Annotated in this window: 15 protein-coding genes, 4 tRNA genes and 4 pseudogenes; 8 read left to right on the top strand and 15 right to left on the bottom strand. The window is 66.5% G+C overall.

All coding sequences use genetic code 11. The features are described from left to right. Window positions 1–121, top strand: a pseudogene (locus tag ID574_RS59690) (IS630 family transposase); the annotation flags it as partial. A 409-nt stretch (window positions 122–530) separates the two neighbouring features. Here ID574_RS59690 and ID574_RS15465 read toward each other — a convergent pair. The 6 genes from ID574_RS15465 to ID574_RS15440 all read right to left on the bottom strand — a co-directional run bounded on the left by ID574_RS15465 (window position 531) and on the right by ID574_RS15440 (window position 3,943). Next, window positions 531–1,154: a trypsin-like peptidase domain-containing protein gene (locus ID574_RS15465; RefSeq protein WP_188189464.1), complete on the bottom strand. Its 624-nt coding sequence runs from the start codon at window positions 1,152–1,154 to the stop codon at window positions 531–533. Between the two features lie 365 nt (window positions 1,155–1,519). Further along, entirely contained in the window at window positions 1,520–2,017 is a 498-nt protein-coding gene (locus tag ID574_RS15460) for an AAA family ATPase (RefSeq protein WP_188189463.1), read from the bottom strand. Between the two features lie 98 nt (window positions 2,018–2,115). Then, window positions 2,116–2,192, bottom strand: a tRNA-Phe gene (locus tag ID574_RS15455). Between the two features lie 5 nt (window positions 2,193–2,197). Next, window positions 2,198–2,272: transfer RNA gene (locus ID574_RS15450), tRNA-Asp, on the bottom strand. Between the two features lie 89 nt (window positions 2,273–2,361). Then, a tRNA-Glu gene (locus tag ID574_RS15445) sits at window positions 2,362–2,434 on the bottom strand. Beyond that, window positions 2,435–3,943: a metallophosphoesterase family protein gene (locus ID574_RS15440; RefSeq protein ID WP_188189462.1), complete on the bottom strand. Its 1,509-nt coding sequence runs from the start codon at window positions 3,941–3,943 to the stop codon at window positions 2,435–2,437. A gap of 84 nt (window positions 3,944–4,027) precedes the next feature. Here ID574_RS15440 and ID574_RS15435 point away from each other — a divergent pair, with 84 nt between their 5' ends. Continuing rightward, window positions 4,028–4,378, top strand: a complete 351-nt coding sequence (locus tag ID574_RS15435; RefSeq protein ID WP_442939296.1) for a metallopeptidase family protein — start codon at window positions 4,028–4,030, stop codon at window positions 4,376–4,378. A 110-nt stretch (window positions 4,379–4,488) separates the two neighbouring features. Further along, entirely contained in the window at window positions 4,489–5,775 is a 1,287-nt protein-coding gene (locus ID574_RS15430) for an MFS transporter (RefSeq protein WP_336245519.1), read from the top strand. Here ID574_RS15430 and ID574_RS15425 read toward each other — a convergent pair whose 3' ends face one another. After that, a complete protein-coding gene (locus ID574_RS15425; protein WP_188189459.1) occupies window positions 5,776–6,072 on the bottom strand; it encodes a PspC domain-containing protein in 297 nt (98 codons plus the stop codon). It lies immediately after the preceding gene. A 103-nt stretch (window positions 6,073–6,175) separates the two neighbouring features. Here ID574_RS15425 and ID574_RS15420 point away from each other — a divergent pair, with 103 nt between their 5' ends. Continuing rightward, entirely contained in the window at window positions 6,176–7,330 is a 1,155-nt protein-coding gene (locus tag ID574_RS15420; RefSeq protein ID WP_188189458.1) for an acyl-CoA dehydrogenase family protein, read from the top strand. 185 nt (window positions 7,331–7,515) lie between these two features. Next, a tRNA-Lys gene (locus tag ID574_RS15415) sits at window positions 7,516–7,591 on the top strand. A 227-nt stretch (window positions 7,592–7,818) separates the two neighbouring features. Here the strand turns inward: ID574_RS15415 and ID574_RS62770 are convergent. The 4 genes and pseudogenes from ID574_RS62770 to ID574_RS15395 all read right to left on the bottom strand — a co-directional run. Beyond that, a pseudogene (locus tag ID574_RS62770) lies at window positions 7,819–7,941 on the bottom strand (site-specific integrase); the annotation flags it as partial. Window positions 7,942–7,954: 13 nt separating this feature from the next. Further along, window positions 7,955–8,455 (bottom strand): hypothetical protein, encoded by a 501-nt coding sequence (locus tag ID574_RS15405; RefSeq protein ID WP_188189457.1) that lies wholly within the window; start codon window positions 8,453–8,455, stop codon window positions 7,955–7,957. A gap of 181 nt (window positions 8,456–8,636) precedes the next feature. Beyond that, window positions 8,637–8,777 carry a hypothetical protein gene (locus tag ID574_RS15400; RefSeq protein WP_188189456.1) on the bottom strand — a complete coding sequence of 47 codons (141 nt, stop codon included), beginning with the start codon at window positions 8,775–8,777 and terminating at the stop codon, window positions 8,637–8,639. Between the two features lie 103 nt (window positions 8,778–8,880). Continuing rightward, complete coding sequence (locus tag ID574_RS15395; protein ID WP_188189455.1) at window positions 8,881–10,734, bottom strand: extracellular catalytic domain type 1 short-chain-length polyhydroxyalkanoate depolymerase; 1,854 nt, start codon at window positions 10,732–10,734, stop codon at window positions 8,881–8,883. A gap of 245 nt (window positions 10,735–10,979) precedes the next feature. Here ID574_RS15395 and ID574_RS15390 point away from each other — a divergent pair, with 245 nt between their 5' ends. Further along, window positions 10,980–11,498, top strand: coding sequence for a MarR family winged helix-turn-helix transcriptional regulator (locus ID574_RS15390; protein ID WP_223166700.1), 519 nt, complete (start codon window positions 10,980–10,982; stop codon window positions 11,496–11,498). Between the two features lie 268 nt (window positions 11,499–11,766). Here ID574_RS15390 and ID574_RS15385 read toward each other — a convergent pair whose 3' ends face one another. Next, on the bottom strand, window positions 11,767–12,087 hold the full coding sequence (locus ID574_RS15385; RefSeq protein WP_188189454.1) for a winged helix-turn-helix domain-containing protein: 321 nt from the start codon (window positions 12,085–12,087) through the stop codon (window positions 11,767–11,769). Then, window positions 12,084–12,512, bottom strand: coding sequence for a hypothetical protein (locus tag ID574_RS15380; protein WP_188189453.1), 429 nt, complete (start codon window positions 12,510–12,512; stop codon window positions 12,084–12,086). Before ID574_RS15380 ends, ID574_RS15385 begins: the two co-directional genes overlap by 4 nt. Before the next feature lie 200 nt (window positions 12,513–12,712). Here ID574_RS15380 and ID574_RS61565 point away from each other — a divergent pair. Together ID574_RS61565 and ID574_RS62765 are read left to right on the top strand one after the other, a co-directional pair. Beyond that, window positions 12,713–13,135, top strand: a pseudogene (locus ID574_RS61565) (Tn3 family transposase); the annotation flags it as partial. Between the two features lie 52 nt (window positions 13,136–13,187). Continuing rightward, window positions 13,188–13,286, top strand: a pseudogene (locus ID574_RS62765) (hypothetical protein); the annotation flags it as partial. A 92-nt stretch (window positions 13,287–13,378) separates the two neighbouring features. Here ID574_RS62765 and ID574_RS61555 read toward each other — a convergent pair. Together ID574_RS61555 and ID574_RS15365 are read right to left on the bottom strand one after the other, a co-directional pair. Then, window positions 13,379–14,203, bottom strand: coding sequence for a glycosyl hydrolase family 65 domain-containing protein (locus ID574_RS61555; RefSeq protein ID WP_188189452.1), 825 nt, complete (start codon window positions 14,201–14,203; stop codon window positions 13,379–13,381). Then, on the bottom strand, window positions 14,164–15,327 hold the full coding sequence (locus tag ID574_RS15365; protein WP_188189451.1) for a glycoside hydrolase family 65 protein: 1,164 nt from the start codon (window positions 15,325–15,327) through the stop codon (window positions 14,164–14,166). Before ID574_RS15365 ends, ID574_RS61555 begins: the two co-directional genes overlap by 40 nt. Window positions 15,328–15,356: the final 29 nt, after the last annotated feature.

Below are 15,356 nucleotides of genomic sequence, written 5' to 3'. Positions count from 1 at the left end.
GGACATCCGCGACTGGATGGATCAGTGGAACGACGACCCCAAGCCGTTCGTCTGGACCAAAACCGCCGAAGAGATCCTGGAATCCCTCGCTAAATATTGCCGACGAATTTCAGGCGCATGACACTAGATCGCCCCACCACGAAGAGTAGAGATGCGGTCGGGCAGCCTTCGATCAACCCTCATCCAGCACGCGTAAGGAGCGAAGGCCGTTCCAAAGCCATGGGCGAATTTTGACTGGCTGCGCGGTACACATTCTGCTGGACCGCTTCGGTCGGCTAGCGGCCGATGCATCGGAGACCTTGATCAGATGCGGCCACAGTGGGCCGCAGCCCGGCCAACGCGTCCTGGACCGTCCGGACGGCCTGTCCCCCGCAGGCGAACTCCAGCGGATCGTACTCGAGGACCAAATGCCGCTGCAGGATTACGGCTGCTTCCTCCCCGAAGACCCCTTCGCCCTGCCGCCCACCTCCCAGGCCTGACTCCCAGGAACCGCCTCCACGGAGCAGCCGAGCAGCGCCGACACTCGTTTATCACTGGCCTGGATCGCACTTGCGTGTCGAGACATGCTTCGTGGCTTTGGTCGCGTCGTTTGCGATGGGAAGGATTTCCTCGGCGGCCAGCGCATACCCGCGATTCGGGTCATTCGGCTCCGCAGCGATAACCATCCCGGCGACCGTGCCGCCTTGAACGATCAGCGGAGCGCCACTCATACCCACGCGCACGTCGGCGGTGAGCGCGAGCACCATCCTGGTGACCTGATGTTTCTTGTATATGTCCGGGCCTTCCGCCTCGATACGATCTTCGATTTTGATCGGCTGTGCCACAACGTTTTTTGCGCCCTTCGGATAGCTGAGCACGCGGGCATCGCCGAGCGACCCCCAGGGGATGCGTAGCGAAAGCGTGGGCACCGGGGTGATGCGCAGCGGAGGCGCAGGCAGATCTGGTACGTACAGGACCGCGACATCAACATCAGAATCAAAGGCCACAACACGGCCTTCATATACCTCGCCGTCGGCAGTGGTGATGAGGGGAGACACCGGGATGACACCGGCCACCACATGCGCCACAGTCACCACCCGCTGAGGGGCGTACACAAATCCCGTCCCCTCGATTTTCTTGGAACACGACGGCGCCACTCCCGAGAGATGCACCACGCTCTGCTCCCCGCCGCCAGTCTTCGGCGGACTGCCACCTCACTGGCGGACGCGGAAGAACGGACGGGCATCGGCGAAGGAGGCGGTGTGGTCGAGCATCCGACCAGGGCGAGAACGAAAGGTAACCAGACCCAGCGCATCAGGCTCTCCACTTCCTCTTGGGACACGTGTGCCCTGAACGGACTCTCAGCCCCGGCCACGATGACATGCACTGCATTCCGCGACACACATTCGATCAAGGTATCGACGCCAGATAGCGACCATGTCACGCTCCGCCTGAACCGGGTCCGTCAACTCATGCCACCCGATCTCCCGCGAAGTGGGGCCCTGCATGCACGTCCCTGCTGCCCACGTCGGGGCGTTTGCTATTCAGTGGTCCATACCGCCAGCAGCCGCTCCGCTGTCGCCTCCACGGTCAACTCCGTGGTGTCCAGCCACAGATCAACCCCGGCCATCGATTCCTGCTCCTGATGGAGCATGGCGAACTCATTCCAGGTGATGTAGACCGGTCGCCCCACAGCACGATCACGAGCCTTCCCATACGCCACATGCAGATGCACCACGAGGAGACTGTCCAGCGACGCCCGGTACACGGGAAGCGTCTCCCCATTCAGGACGTCGGCGATGACGACATCTATCCCTGCAGTGACAAAGTTCTTGGCCAGACTGCTGGCATTGATCGCGCTGAGCCGCCGCTGCCGTCGCCCCTCCGTGCCCTCCCAAGGAGCGGCGGCGCCGGCGACCACGAGCTGGCGCACATCGTCTACGTCGATGAAGGCGCATCTGGTGCGCGTACCCGCCAGGCGTCGCCCCAAGGTGCTCTTGCCCGCTGCCGGCGGACCGGACAGCACCAGGACTCGCATGATGATCTACTACCCGCGCCCAAGGGGCACACTGTCGTCAGAACAACAAAAACGCCCCGGAGCGATCTTCGCTTCGGGGCATCTTGGCTCTTCAAGACTGGTGGTCAGGGGCAGGGTCGAACTGCCGACCTTCCGCTTTTCAGGCGGACGCTCGTACCAACTGAGCTACCTGACCCAGAGCGGTCCTGACGGGACTTGAACCCGCGACCTCCACCTTGACAGGGTGGCGAGCACTCCAAACTGCTCTACAGGACCTTGCGTGCCGTTCTGTTTGCGCTCGCTTAGCTTACCAGCTCTGCGGTGGTCTTCGACCAGCCGTTTTGCGGTGCGCTAAGCGCTCGCGGTGCCCCCAACGGGATTCGAACCCGTGCCGCCGCCTTGAAAGGGCGGTGTCCTAGGCCGCTAGACGATGGGGGCTCAGGATTCCCTGTCGCCTTCCGTCGGAGACCTCTGAAGCATAGGGGACGATCGCCCCTGATGCCAAAGTGGCGGACCGGCGGCCGGCGTTGCAGTGCCAGTGACCGGTCCCGTTGGCGACGGGGCGTTCGTTGGCGCTGGGGAAATCATACGTTGTGGGTTGGGCTCCACGTGACGCTGGATGTACACCGACTGCTCCCCCAGGCCGCCCAGTGTGATGTCGTCCCAGGCCTGCAGGCGTTTTGTCGCCCTGTCGAAGTACAGGACCGAGGCCTGGACCGGCGTGGGCTGGGCGTGTTCAAGGGCGCGCAGGCCGGCGCCGCCCGTCGAGCCCTGGATGAGCATGCGGGTGCCGGTCGGGAACATGGTCGTCTTGCGCTCGTGGGTGTGGCCGGTGAGGATCATGGGGGTCGCGCCGGAGAAACCGCGGGCGACGTGCGGGTCGTGGACGGCCACCACGTCGGCCTTGCCGACGTTGCTGAGGTGGGATCGGGCGAATTGTTCGAGAGTCGCCGGGTTCGAGTCGACGGGTACGGACTTGTCCGGGGTGAAGCGGGGATCGCCCAGGCCGTAGATCGTCAGGCCCGCCACCGTCCGGGCCTTGTTGTCCAGGACGACGGCGTTCTTCTGCCCCTCCACGGCCTTCTGGGTGGTCATGGAGTCGTGATTGCCGCGTACGTACACGTACGGGACGCCGAGGCGGCCGATCTCGTCGACGAACTTGTTCTCGGCCTTGGTGCCGTGGTCGGAAATGTCGCCCGTGTCGACGATCAGATCCACGGCGAACTGGTCCTTGAGTGAGCGGATGACGTTCCAGGCGATCGGGTTGATGTGGATGTCGGAGACGTGAAGGACCCGGATGGAGTTCGGATCGGCCTCGTACAACGGGAGTGTCGACACCGTGTCGTACAGCTTTGAGACGTTCGTCACAAGTTTGGTGAGCTGCGACCGGTACGACTCGAAGCGCGTCACGATCGACTCCGCGCTGCCCACGAGGGACGGCGCCGCGGCGACCAGGCCCGAGTAGCGGGGCTCGACGAGCGAGTTCGGGCGGAAGGTCAGGGCGGCGAGCGCCCCGGTCCCGGCGAGGGCCACGGAGGCCGCCAGGAGGCCCAGCATGGCCACGCGCGGGCGCCGGTAGACCATCAGGACCGCGATCAGCGCCCCAGCGCCGGCACAGAGCAGCGAGCGGATGACGAGCTCCCGCACGCCATCGAGCAGGTCGCTCTCGATGAGCTCGGGGAGCCGGTCGGCCAGGCGCGGGTCCTCGAAAAATGCCTTGGCGCGCTCCTGGTCGATGTTCTCGAGTGTGATCCGGAGCCGGAGCGGGGCGTCGTGCGTGCGGAACGTGAGCGTGCCGAGCGGACTGGCGTCCACGACCGTCTCGCCGTTCCAGGCCGGCCTGAGCGACATGCCGGTCTCGACGGGGCCGACCTGGGCTCGTACGGTGCCGCTGAGGAAGATTCCCAGCCAGGCGCCCGCGGCGGCCACGACAAGCACGGCGATCACCCTTGCCGCCCTAGACCGGATGATTGCCTTTGACCTGTGGACGAGCTTCATACGGTTTCTTGCTTACCTGACCGTCGGGGCAGAATGGCAAGTGTGATCGAGGTATCGCGGGAGAAGTTCGAGGAACTCGTTGCCGAGGCATTGGACACGATTCCCGCCGACCTCACCGCCGCCATGAGCAATGTCGTCGTCGTTGTGGTCGATGATCCGCCGGAGCCCCACCTGCTCGGCTTGTACACCGGTGTCCCCCTCACGGAACGCGGCGACTGGTACTCAGGAGTCCTGCCCGACCGGATCGAGATCTACCGCAATCCAATATGCGAGATTTGCGATACGGAGGACGATGTGATCGAGGAGGTCCAGATCACGGTCGTCCACGAAGTCGCGCACCACTTCGGCATCGACGACGCCAGGCTCCACGAGCTGGGGTGGTAACCCTTTGCTTTTGATTGACTTCTTTGGGTTGCGGCTTGCCATGGTGATCGGGCACCTTAGGTGACATAGCGAGCACCCTGAGTCAGGCACATCGGAGTCCAATGGGGGCCATGCGGGCGCGACGGCCGCCGGGACGGCATCGACGTGCGGAAGCACAGCAAGCGACATATCGGGAAGTCATCGCCATCAGGGAGTTCCGGGCCCTCTGGTACGGCCAGGGCCTGTCCCTCCTCGGCGACCAGCTGGCGCAGGTGGCGCTCGCGGTGCTGGTCTACAACCGCACCCAGTCGCCTCTGGCCACGGCCGGGGTCTATGCGTTGACCTACCTCCCGTCGATCGTCGGCGGACCCCTGCTGGCAGGGTTGGCAGACCGGTTCGCGCGCCGCGGCGTCATGCTGGCCTGCGACCTGATCAGGGCCGTGCTGGTGGCAGCCATGGCGGTGCCCGGCATGCCGTTCTGGGGGCTGTGCGCGCTGGTCTTCCTCGTGGTGCTGCTCAGCGCGCCGTTCTCGGCCGCCCGGGCGGCGCTGCTGCCCGAGATCCTGGAAGGCGACCGGTACGTCATCGGCTCGGCCCTCCAGAACATGACGAACCAGGCCGTGCAGATGGTCGGTTTCGCGGCCGGCGGAGCGCTGATCGCCACGATGGGCCCGTACCGCGCGCTGGCCATCGACGCGGCCACGTTCCTCGGCTCCGCGCTGATCCTGGTCTCAGGCGTGCGCCGCCGCCCCGCCGCGGGCCTCGACGACGACTCCAAGCCGTCCATGTGGACCATGACCAGGGCCGGCGCCAAGCTCGTCTTCGGCTCGAAGAAGCTGCGGACGCTCGTCCTCTTCGCCTGGTTGTGCGGTTTCTACGTGCTTCCCGAGGGCATCGCCGTGCCGTACGCGATCAAGCTGTACACGGGCACGCTGCCCGTTCCCGTGATCACCGGGCTGCTGATGGCCGCGATGCCGACCGGGACGGTCGTGGGGGCCTTTCTGTTCAGCAGGTTCGTGTCACCGGCCCGCAGGATGCGGCTCATGGGGTGGATGGCCATGCTGAGCTGCGCGCCGCTGGTGGTGACCGCGATGCGGCCGCCGCTGGCCATAGTGCTGGCAGCGTGGGTTCTGTCGGGGATCGGCGGGGCCTACCAGCTCGCGGCCAATGCCGCCTTCGTCCAGACCGTACCGGCCGAACGTCGCGCGCAGGCGTTCGGCCTCGTGCAGGCGGGGCTGATGGCCTCGCAGGGGATCGCGATCCTGGTGGGCGGGTTCGCGGCGGAGAGACTCGGTCCTGAGCCGGTGGTCGCGCTGGCCGGCATCACCGGGGTCACCTGCGCGGCCGTGCTCGCCATGATCTGGACCGAGTCTCGGGGGGACAGGTCCGCCCGGGTGCGCGCCCGGGCCGTGGCCTGATCACGCCTGGGGCTTGTGCTCGCCGCTCCAGTCCGTGTGCGTCCTGCGGTTCTGCTGCTTGCTGATCAGGTCCTGCACGATGGAGGTGTCGCTGTGCTCGTCCGGCATGAGGAGCCAGCCGATCGCGTACACGCCGACGCCGAGGCCGCCGAACAGCGTCGCGATCGCCAGCGCGATCCGGATCAGGTTCGCGTCGATGCCGACGTACTCGCCGATGCCGGAGCAGACACCCGCGACGATCCTGCCCTTCTCCGTCCGGCGCAGCTTCTTGACGTTGTGCTCGTGGTATTCGCTCATGTCTCAAGACTGCCCCTGCGCCCGGTATTCGCACATCAGGATTCCCCCTGGTAGAACCCTGGTAGTCCCTTATGTGAGGCCTTATGTGAGGAGAGGACCCGCGATGGACGATCTGCTGCGCCTGGACGAGCGGCTCGACGCCGACCAGCGGTTGATCCGCGACACGGTCAGATCGTTCGTCTCCGACCGCATCCTCCCGTACGTGGGCGACTGGTTCGAGAAGGGCACCTTCCCGGCGCGCGAGCTCGCGCCCGAGCTGGGCTCGCTCGGCCTGCTGGGGATGCACCTGCAGGGGTACGGTTGCGCCGGGACGGACGCGACCTCGTACGGCGTGGCGTGCCGGGAGCTGGAGGCGGGCGATTCCGGGCTGCGTTCGTTCGTGTCCGTCCAGGGTTCGCTGGCCATGTTCCCGATCTGGCGGTACGGCTCTGACGAGCAGAAACAGGAGTGGTTGCCGCGGATGTCCGCCGGTGAGGCGATCGGCTGCTTCGGCCTGACAGAGCCGGACCACGGGTCCGATCCGGGAAGCATGCGGACGTACGCCAAGAAAGACGGATTCGACTGGATCCTGAACGGCTCCAAGATGTGGATCACCAACGGCTCGATCGCCGACGTGGCCGTGGTGTGGGCGCAGACCGACGAGGGCATCCGTGGCTTCGTCGTCCCCACGTCCACCCCCGGCTTCTCCGCCCCTGAGATCCACAAGAAGCTGTCCCTGAGGGCCTCCGTCACCTCCTCCCTCTACTTCGACGACGTCCGCCTGCCGGCATCCGCCGCGCTCCCCGGGGTCGTCGGCCTGAAAGGGCCGCTCTCGTGCCTGTCGGAGGCCCGTTTCGGCATCATCTGGGGCGTCGTGGGCGCCGCCCGCGCCTGCCTGGAGGCGGCCGTCGAGTACGCGAAGACGCGCATCCAGTTCGACAAGCCGATCGGGGCGTTCCAGCTGACCCAGGAGAAACTGGCCTGGATGTACGTCGGCGTCGCCCAGGCCGGCCTCACCGCCCTGCACCTCGGTGAGCTGAAGGACGCGGGGCGGCTGGAGCCGCGGCAGATCAGCTTCGGCAAGCTGGCCAACGTACGGGCCGCGCTCGACATCGCCCGCCAGGCCCGCTCGATCCTGGGCGGGAACGGGATCACGCTGGAGTATCCGGTGATCAGGCACATGAACAACCTGGAGTCCGTGCTGACGTACGAGGGCACTCAAGAGATCCACACGCTCGTGCTGGGCGAGGCGCTCACCGGGATCGCCGCCTACCGTTGAGCCGGTCGAGGCCGCACCTTCCACCGTGTCCGCATGCCCGCCGACGTCTCCCCTGAGCCGGACCTGGGCCTGAGCATCGTGCCCTGGTTCGCCGCGGAAACCGGAGGGTGCCTCGATCCGTTAATGTGAGGGGCGGGAACCGCGTCGCGTACTGGGCGGTAATCTCTGTACTCTTGCTGTACATGGGGGCGTTAGCTCAATTGGCAGAGCTGCGGACTTTTAATCCGTAGGTTCCGGGTTCGAGCCCCGGGCGCCCTACCACTCCTCAGCCCTTTGACCAGGGGCTTTATCCCTCCCCCAGAATCCTCAGGGTCGCCAGAACCCTCATGGGAGACCGAGGGGAGACCGCCAGTTTCGGACGCTGCTCGGGGAACGATCGCCGCGAGCGCCTCCGCCATCTCGTGCGCCAGCTCCGGCAGCACGCTCGTGTGGGTGTTTTCGGTGATGTTGGTCGAGCTGTGCCGCAACATCGCGGAGACCATCTTGGTGTCGCCGCCGGCGGCATACGCTAGCGTCGCCGCGCAGTGGCGAAGATCATGCAACCGGATCGGTGGCAGTCCCGTCTGATAGGCCAGTTGAGAGAACAGCTCGCTGACCCACGCCGGGTGCAGTTCGGAGCCGTCCTCATGGGTGAAGATGCGGCCGGTGTCCTGCCTGCGTTGGAGGATGGGTGAGCAGCGTCGTCAGCGCGACAGCCAAATGACCACGCGCGACTTCCGGGCGAGGCTCGTAGACGTCCCCGAGCATACGCAGCGATGGATGCGCGCACAGATTCCGGTCCTCCCGGATGCGCTCCAGCTCACGCGAGCCGATCGAGTCGATGAGCTCGAACTCCACGGCCTTCTCCAGCAGACTCGCCTCAATCGCCTGCATGGCCCGCACGCCCTCCTTCGTCAGCCCTTTCTTCTGGGCCTCGGTAAGAGTGGTGCGAAAGAAGACGGCCTGGCCGTCGCCGTCATCGGCCAGGCGCACGAGCTTGGTGATGATGTCCGCGGTGACCGCGCTCCAGGTCATGGTGATGCATGCGCGAGTAGCGCCGGCGTTGTAGCAACGCCAGGCCTCCTCGGCCAGCGGCCGTACATCTGGGCTCCACACCTGACCGATCAAGCTCTCTACGTCTGCCACCGCGCCATTTTTCACCCGAGCGCGCTGCGCAAGGGGCATCTTCTGGCATTACGCCCTGATCCGTGATGTTGGGGTGCCGGTAAGAACGCTGTTATGAGCCCCGAACGGGCTGATCTGGGCTGGTGAGAGGCAGGAAGCAGGCTCTCGGTCAGCTCGATCGGTTAGTCCTCAGCGAGGTTGATCATGCTCCAGGAGCCTTGGCGGCTGTGATGCGGGTGGAGTACACCCGGTAGGCCTTGCGCGCGGCCGCGTCGGCGCCTGCCGCGAGGGCGACGCTTTGCTCCAGCGCGGCGCGGTGGGTCGCCCGGTCCTGCCACAGCACGATGGCGGTACGCAGCCGGTTCTCCCGCCGGCGCGGATCCCTTGATCACGGCCCGGTCCCACCTGTCAATGACGGGGCCGTGATCAGGGAAGCGCGCTGACGGTCAGGCGCAGGTGTAGCCGGACGGCAGGGCGGTGTTGCCGTTGGGCCTGCTTGCTTGGAAGCCGAAGCCGGTGGTGCCGGCTCCCGGCGCGAGCGTGCCGTTGTGGCTGACACTTCTGGCCGTGACGGTCTGGCCGCTGATGGTGATGGTGGCGTTCCACGAGCCGGTCAGGGTGTGCCCGGCCGGCAGGGTGAAGGTGACGGTCCAGCTGGTGATCGTCGAGGTGCTGGTGTTGGTGATGGTCAGCGGCTGGATCACATACCCGTTCCCCCACTGGGACTGCACGGTCGGGGTGGCCGAGCAGGCACCGGTCGTGCCTCCCTGAGTGGTGATCTGGACGGTGTTGGAGACCGGTGAGACGTTACCGGCGGCATCGCGCGCCCGGACCTGGTAGCGGTAGGTGGTGTTCGCAGTCAGGCCCGTGTCGGTGAACGAGGTCGTGGCCGAGGTGCCGACCTGGGTGAACGTGCCGCCCATCGCGCCGGGAGCGCGCAGGATGTCATAGCCGGTCACACCGGTGTCGTCAGTGGAGGCCGTCCAGGTCAGGCTGGTGCCGGTTGTGGTGGTGCCCGAGGCGGTGAGCCCGGCCGGGGCGGTCGGCGGCGTGGTGTCGCCTCCGGTGGCGGCCGTGGTGAAGGTGGCCGGCGCGGAGTTGCCCGACAGGTTGCCCGCGCCGTCACGCGCCCGTACGTACACCTGGTATTGGGTGTTGGCACTCAGCCCGGTCAGGGTGATCGAGGTGGTGGTGGACTGGCCAAGCTGCGGGTCGGTGGCGCCCTGCTCCCGGTAGACGTTGTAGCCGGCCAAGCCGGAGCCGCCCTGGTCGGTGGACGCGGTCCAGGTCAGCGTGGCACTGGCGGCGGTCACGTTGGACGCGACCGGGGTGCCTGGCGTGGTCGGCGGCGTGGTGTCGGTCGGACTGGTAGTCAAGCCGAAGAACTCGATGGCGTAGAGGGCCATACCGCTCTGCGGAAGAGCATGCCCGGCGCCCTGGATGCTGTACGCCTCCACCTGCACGGTGCCCGACAGATTGGCGTACCGGCTGCGGTTCCAGTTTGCCTGCGGGGTGTCGGTGCTGGTCGGGGTCTGGCTCAGCCCAAACACATTGGTCCACTGCTCGATCGACTCTCGCAGCAGCGAGTAGGGCACGAGGGTGTCGCCGGTGCCGTGCCACAGCTGCATGCGCGGGCGGGGGCCGGAATATCCCGGGTACGCCTGGCGGACCGCATCGCCCCACTGCTGGGGTGTTCGGTCCATGCTCCCGCCGGTGCACCTGCTGCTTCCGGGCGGGAAGTCGGAGGCGCCGGCGAAGCAGTTGAAGGGCACACCCATGAATGAGGCCCCTGCCTTGAACACGTCCGGGTAGACGGCGAGCATGTGCTGGGTCATCATGCCGCCGGACGAGCTTCCAGTGGCGTAGACACGGTTCGGGTCTCCCTGATGGTTCCGCTCGACATAGTCGATCATTGAGGTGATCGAGACCGGATCGCTGCCGCCGCCGCGCTGCTTGGCCGCGTCCGACCAGGTGTCGAAGCAGTTGCCGAACCCTGCCGACTGGGTGGCGGTCGGGTAGATGACGATGAAGCCATATCGATCCGCCAGCGAGGCGAACTCACTGCCCTGGTAGAAGCCGGGACCGGAGCCGCCGCAGCCATGCATCGCAACCACGATCGCCGGCGAGGCCGGGCGCGAGTCCGGCACATAGACGTGCATCCGCATGTTGCCCGGGTTGTTGCCGAAGCTGGTCACCTCCACCAGGGTGGCGGCGACGGCCGGCGATCCGAGTACCACGGTCATGACGGCAAAGAGCGCCGCGGCGCAGGCACTAGCCAGCACCGTGGTCAATCGTGTCATTCGCGCTCCTCCTCTCCATATCCGCGGCGCGCCGCGGATCGGTCCGCCGCGTATTGACCTCGGTCGCTGGAAAATAGAAGGGCCACAATCCACCGTCAATGCACGCTTGGTGCGCATGTCCGCCGGTTCATCTGGCAGAGAGCTGTTTCCCCTGGTTATCAAGTAACTTGTTATCAAGGTCCTTGATAGGGGTGTGGGAAACTTACATTGGGGCCCGTTCCGACGGGGCGCGATATCGTCTCCTGGTGACCGATCCGGGTGTCCCCGCGGCCGCTGCGCCGGACGCACCGCCGCCCCGTGTGAGCTACCTGGTGTTCCGGCTGGAACGCCGTATCCGCGCCTGCCTGGATGAAGCGCTCGCTCGGCACGGCATGACGACCACCGAATACATGGCGCTCAGCGAGCTGCGCCTGCGCGACGCCCCATCCTCGGCCGACCTGGCCCGCATCGCCTTCGTCACCCCGCAGGCGATGAACCTGGTCATCCGTGATCTCGAACAACGCGGCCTGATCCGCCGCGACCCGCATCCCCGTGGCGGCCGCGCTCTGCGCACCCGCCTTACCCCGAAAGGCCTGAGCACCCTGCGGCGATGCGACCGCTCCCTCGACAGCATCGAAGCCGTCATGCTCGCCGAGATCGACGACCCGGACCGTACGACACTCGCGGAAACGCTCACGCTGTGCGCCCGAGCCCTCCACCCGGACACGCGGGCCCTACCCCAAGTCCTTCGCTCGCAGAAGCCACCACCGTCGCCCTGGCCATAGTGTGGTCCGTGGCCGGCCACGGACCACAAGCTGCAGCCAGCGCCGGACTCGACCAACCGCAGAAGCGATCGAATCGGGACTCCTACGGGTACGGCACGGGGTGTTCACGAGTGCGCCTGGCCGCGATTAACACAGGCCTCCCAAGATCGCTTCCCGGGCACGGCGCGGTCGTCGTTATCGGGCAGCGATTCGCTGGTGAACTAGCCAGCGGCGTCTGCTGCTCTTCGCCTCAGGAGGTGGGTCAGGTGCAGGGCGCGCGCTCCCGAGGTCAGGTCGAGGCGTTGGCGTCATGCGGCGGGTGGGCTGCGATCTGGTTGAGGATCGAGATGTGGCAGGTGAAGGCCGCTATCCCGGCGGGGGTGGCGGCGAGCCATGTGGTGGTACGCCGCCCGGTCTGGGCTTTGCGGACGGTGACGTAGCCGGCCTTCTCCAGTGTGGTGAGATGCTGGGACAGCGCCGAGTCACTGACCTCGACGGTGTCGCGGACGAATCGGAACTCCGCCCGCTCGACCGCTGACAGCAGGGCCATGATGGAGAACCGGGCCGGAGTGTGGATGACCGGGTCCAACTCGTGGCGGGGGTGGCTCATGGTCGTCGGCCCATCCACGCTGCGGCAAAGAATGGCACCGCCATGACCGTCGCGGCTGCGATCCAGCCAGGTACAGAGGTTCCCAGCTGCCAGCGGGCGAGCGGTCCGATCACCACCAGGTACAACATGAACCAGATGATCGCGGAAATCGCCATGCGCTTGGTGGCGCCAGCGGGGAAGACCCGAAACCGAGCGGTCCCCACGGCGGCTAGCCCAGCGACCACGGCCCATCCGGCCGCCACGTAACTGCGGGCGCTACCCTCGGGCCACACGGACTCCAGCAGCGTGATCCATATGATCGATGCACCGCCGAACGCCGCGAGAAGTCCGCTGAACCACCGGCTCGACCGGTGGGCCTGCTCACGGACGCGTTCGGCTTCGGCCAGTGCCCGCCGTGCCATGGTGCTGTCTTCCTGGTCTTGCATGCAGATCCTCCACTGATCAATTAACTGCTTTAGTGATCTTAAAGTACTTCAGAAGGACTGAGATTTCAACGGTGCCGGTCAGCCGATCCGTCTCGCCTCAGTGGTTCTGGCCCGCTTCGTCACGGGGCCGGTGGACCGGCCATGGGCCGACGCCGCGCGGTGCGGGTCAGGGTTCGCCGGTGAGGTGCTCGGCGGGCGGGATGCCGGTGATGGCGCCCGATGTCCCCGAATCCGTGACCTGGTCCGCCGGTTCCTCACCCCCGGATTCCCTGTACATCCTGGACTGCCTGATCAACCTGGACGCCGGGCCGAAACCCGAGGTGGTCACGACCGATCAGGCCAGTGACATGGCGTTCGGGATCTTCTCCATGCTCGGCTACCGGTTCGCGCCCCGCTTCGCCGACCTGGGCGACCAGCGGTTCTGGCGCGCCGAGCCGCCCGACGGCAGTACCGGTGAGTACGGGGTGCTGGAGGCGATCGCGCGGATCAAGGTGAACCCCAAGAAGGTGATCACCCAGTGGCCGGACATGCTTCGCGTCGCCGGATCGCTGGTGACCAACCAGGTGCGCGCCTACGACCTGCTGCGCATGTTCGCACGCCAGGGCCATCCAACCCCCGCTGGGGCAGGCGTTCGCCGAGTACGGCCGCATCGACAAGACGCTGCACCTGCTGAGCATGCTGGACCCGATGGATTCCAGCTACCGCCGCAGCCTGGGCAAGCAGCTGTCGGTCCAAGAGTCGAGGCACCGGCTGGCCCGTAAGATCTCCCATGGCAACGCCGGAAAGATCCGGCAGGCGTATCGGGAAGTCCAGGAGGACAACTCGCAGCTCTGGGACTTGTCCTCGATGCCGTCGTTTTGTGGAACTCACGGTATCTGTCGGCGATCGTGGACCAGTTGCGCGGCCAGGGTGTGCCGGTCCGTTCCGGAGGTGACCTGGTGCGTCGTCCCTACTCGGTCGCGGACCGTCAGCGCCGGCCCGGACCGGAGCGTCACCTTCGTGGTGTCCTGTCCGACGGAGATGTCGAACGTGCTGCCGTGCCACTTGACGCCGGTGACGTCGACGCCCGGCAGCTGGGTGGGCAGGAACGGGTCGATGGTGACCGCGTCGGTTCCCCAGCGGAGCCCGGTGAACCCGTACAGGAACTCCTGCAGGTAGCCGCCCTGACCGGTCGTGAAGTTGAACGCGCCGCCGTTGCGGGTCTCGTACCACTGGTTGAACGGCGCGCTCATGAACGGCTCCACGCTGTTCTTCAGGTAGCTGTAGGTCTGGCACCCCGGCGACCCCAGCTTGGCGCTGGCGATGGCTGCGATCGCATCCGTCATCGACGGGCCGTTCGCGTCGGTGCGCGCGTCGTAGTAGTCGAGGTCGCTCTGCGCCATGCTCGGCGACATCGGCACATTCCACGGGTACTGCAGCAAGGTGACGTCGGCCTGCTTGATGGTCCGGCCGTCGTAGCCGTCGTACTCCGGGTGTATGTTCAGCGTAGTGTCCACGGGGATCTTCAGCCCGTCGGCGACCTTCTTCCACTCCGGATTGGCGGTCTTGCCCAGGAGGGCAGCGGCACGGATCGCGATACGCAGTGACTCCTGCGCGCCCGCGTTCGTGGTGGCGCTGTTGTCGACCGGGTAGTTGTACTCGTCGGGACCCATCACGTCGTTGATGTCGTACCCGCCCGACCCGTTGGGCACGGCCCGCGCGTCGCCCAGTAGTCCGCGATGCCCTGCAGCACCGGCCACGCCTTGTCACGAAGCCACGCCGTGTCGCCGGTCGCCTGGTAGTACTGCCACTGGGCCAGAGCGATGTGGGAGTTGATGTGGATCTCGTACTTGCCGTACGGGTCTGGGGCCGTCTCCTTGCCCGTCAGCGCGCTCTCCCACGCGAACTTCGCGCCCTTGATCGGGTGATCGGGGGTGGACAGCCGCTCGGCGTTCGCCTTGGCGCCCGGAAGCATCCGATGCCGGTAGGTGTTCGCGCCCTTGGCGATTTCGGGGTACTGGGCGAGCAGCGCGGGGTACATCCAGGTCTCCATGTCCCAGAACACGTGGCCGCTGTAGCCGTCCGAGGACAGCCCGCCGGGGCTGGTGCTCCAGTCGACGCCGGCGGGCATGCTCGCGAGCAGGTAGAACATCGACGCGTGGATCCGCCCGCTCATCGCGGCGTCACCGGGGATGGAGATGCTCGACTTCCACAGCTTCGACCAGGCTGCGGCGTTGCGGGTGAGCGCGGTCTGGTATCCGGCTTTGGCCGCGGTGGCTGCGGCTGCCTGCTGCGGGGACGCTGCCTTGAGTGGACGGTCGGTGTCGACGCTGGCGGCGATGCCGACGTACTTGGTGATCCGGTACGTCGTGCCCGCGGTGACCGGGAAGTCCGCGACCTGCCCGGCGTTGTCCTCGTCGAGTTCGTTGACCGTGGTGGTCGGGATGGTCTTGTCGTTGACGCGCAGGACCGAGTTGAGTCCGGCGGTGGCGAGCTTTCCGGCGGTCTCGACGGTCGCCGAGAGTGTCGCCCTCTTGCCGTCGACGTGCTTCGCCGTGGTCGATGCGTGTTTCATCGACCGGCCGTCGAACCGGTCTACGGCGGTGGCGGTCCCGCTCCAGTGCGGCACCGCGCGCAGGCTCACCGTGGCGAGGTGGCCGTCAGCACGGTTGGCGTTGACCTCGTAGGTGAATGTGGTTTTGTCACCCGAGGGCGAGGTCCAGTCGAACGATGTGGTCAAGACGCCGGTGCGCAGGTCCAGCGACTGGGTGTAGTTGCTCCTGGTGCCGACCGTCGAAGGCGCGATGTCGGTGGGCGCCTGGTCTCCGTCGTACACGCCGCCAACGAAGCCGGCTCGGCGCGCTC

This window comes from Nonomuraea sp. SYSU D8015 (assembly GCF_008065375.1).
Taxonomy (GTDB): Bacteria; Actinomycetota; Actinomycetes; order Streptosporangiales; family Streptosporangiaceae; genus Nonomuraea.
Note: the sequence above shows the minus strand (reverse complement) of the source record. Positions and strands in the feature narration are given on the sequence as shown.

Coding starts and splice junctions, on each gene's coding strand:
- ID574_RS15460 (WP_188189463.1), bottom strand. CDS start 2,017: ATGCGAGTCCTGGTGCTGTCCGGTCCGCCGGCAGCGGGCAAGAGCACC.
- ID574_RS15385 (WP_188189454.1), bottom strand. CDS start 12,087: ATGAGCCACCCCCGCCACGAGTTGGACCCGGTCATCCACACTCCGGCC.
- ID574_RS15425 (WP_188189459.1), bottom strand. CDS start 6,072: ATGAGCGAATACCACGAGCACAACGTCAAGAAGCTGCGCCGGACGGAG.
- ID574_RS15420 (WP_188189458.1), top strand. CDS start 6,176: ATGGACGATCTGCTGCGCCTGGACGAGCGGCTCGACGCCGACCAGCGG.
- ID574_RS15435 (WP_442939296.1), top strand. CDS start 4,028: ATGGCAAGTGTGATCGAGGTATCGCGGGAGAAGTTCGAGGAACTCGTT.
- ID574_RS15395 (WP_188189455.1), bottom strand. CDS start 10,734: ATGACACGATTGACCACGGTGCTGGCTAGTGCCTGCGCCGCGGCGCTC.
- ID574_RS15380 (WP_188189453.1), bottom strand. CDS start 12,512: ATGCAAGACCAGGAAGACAGCACCATGGCACGGCGGGCACTGGCCGAA.
- ID574_RS15430 (WP_336245519.1), top strand. CDS start 4,489: ATGCGGGCGCGACGGCCGCCGGGACGGCATCGACGTGCGGAAGCACAG.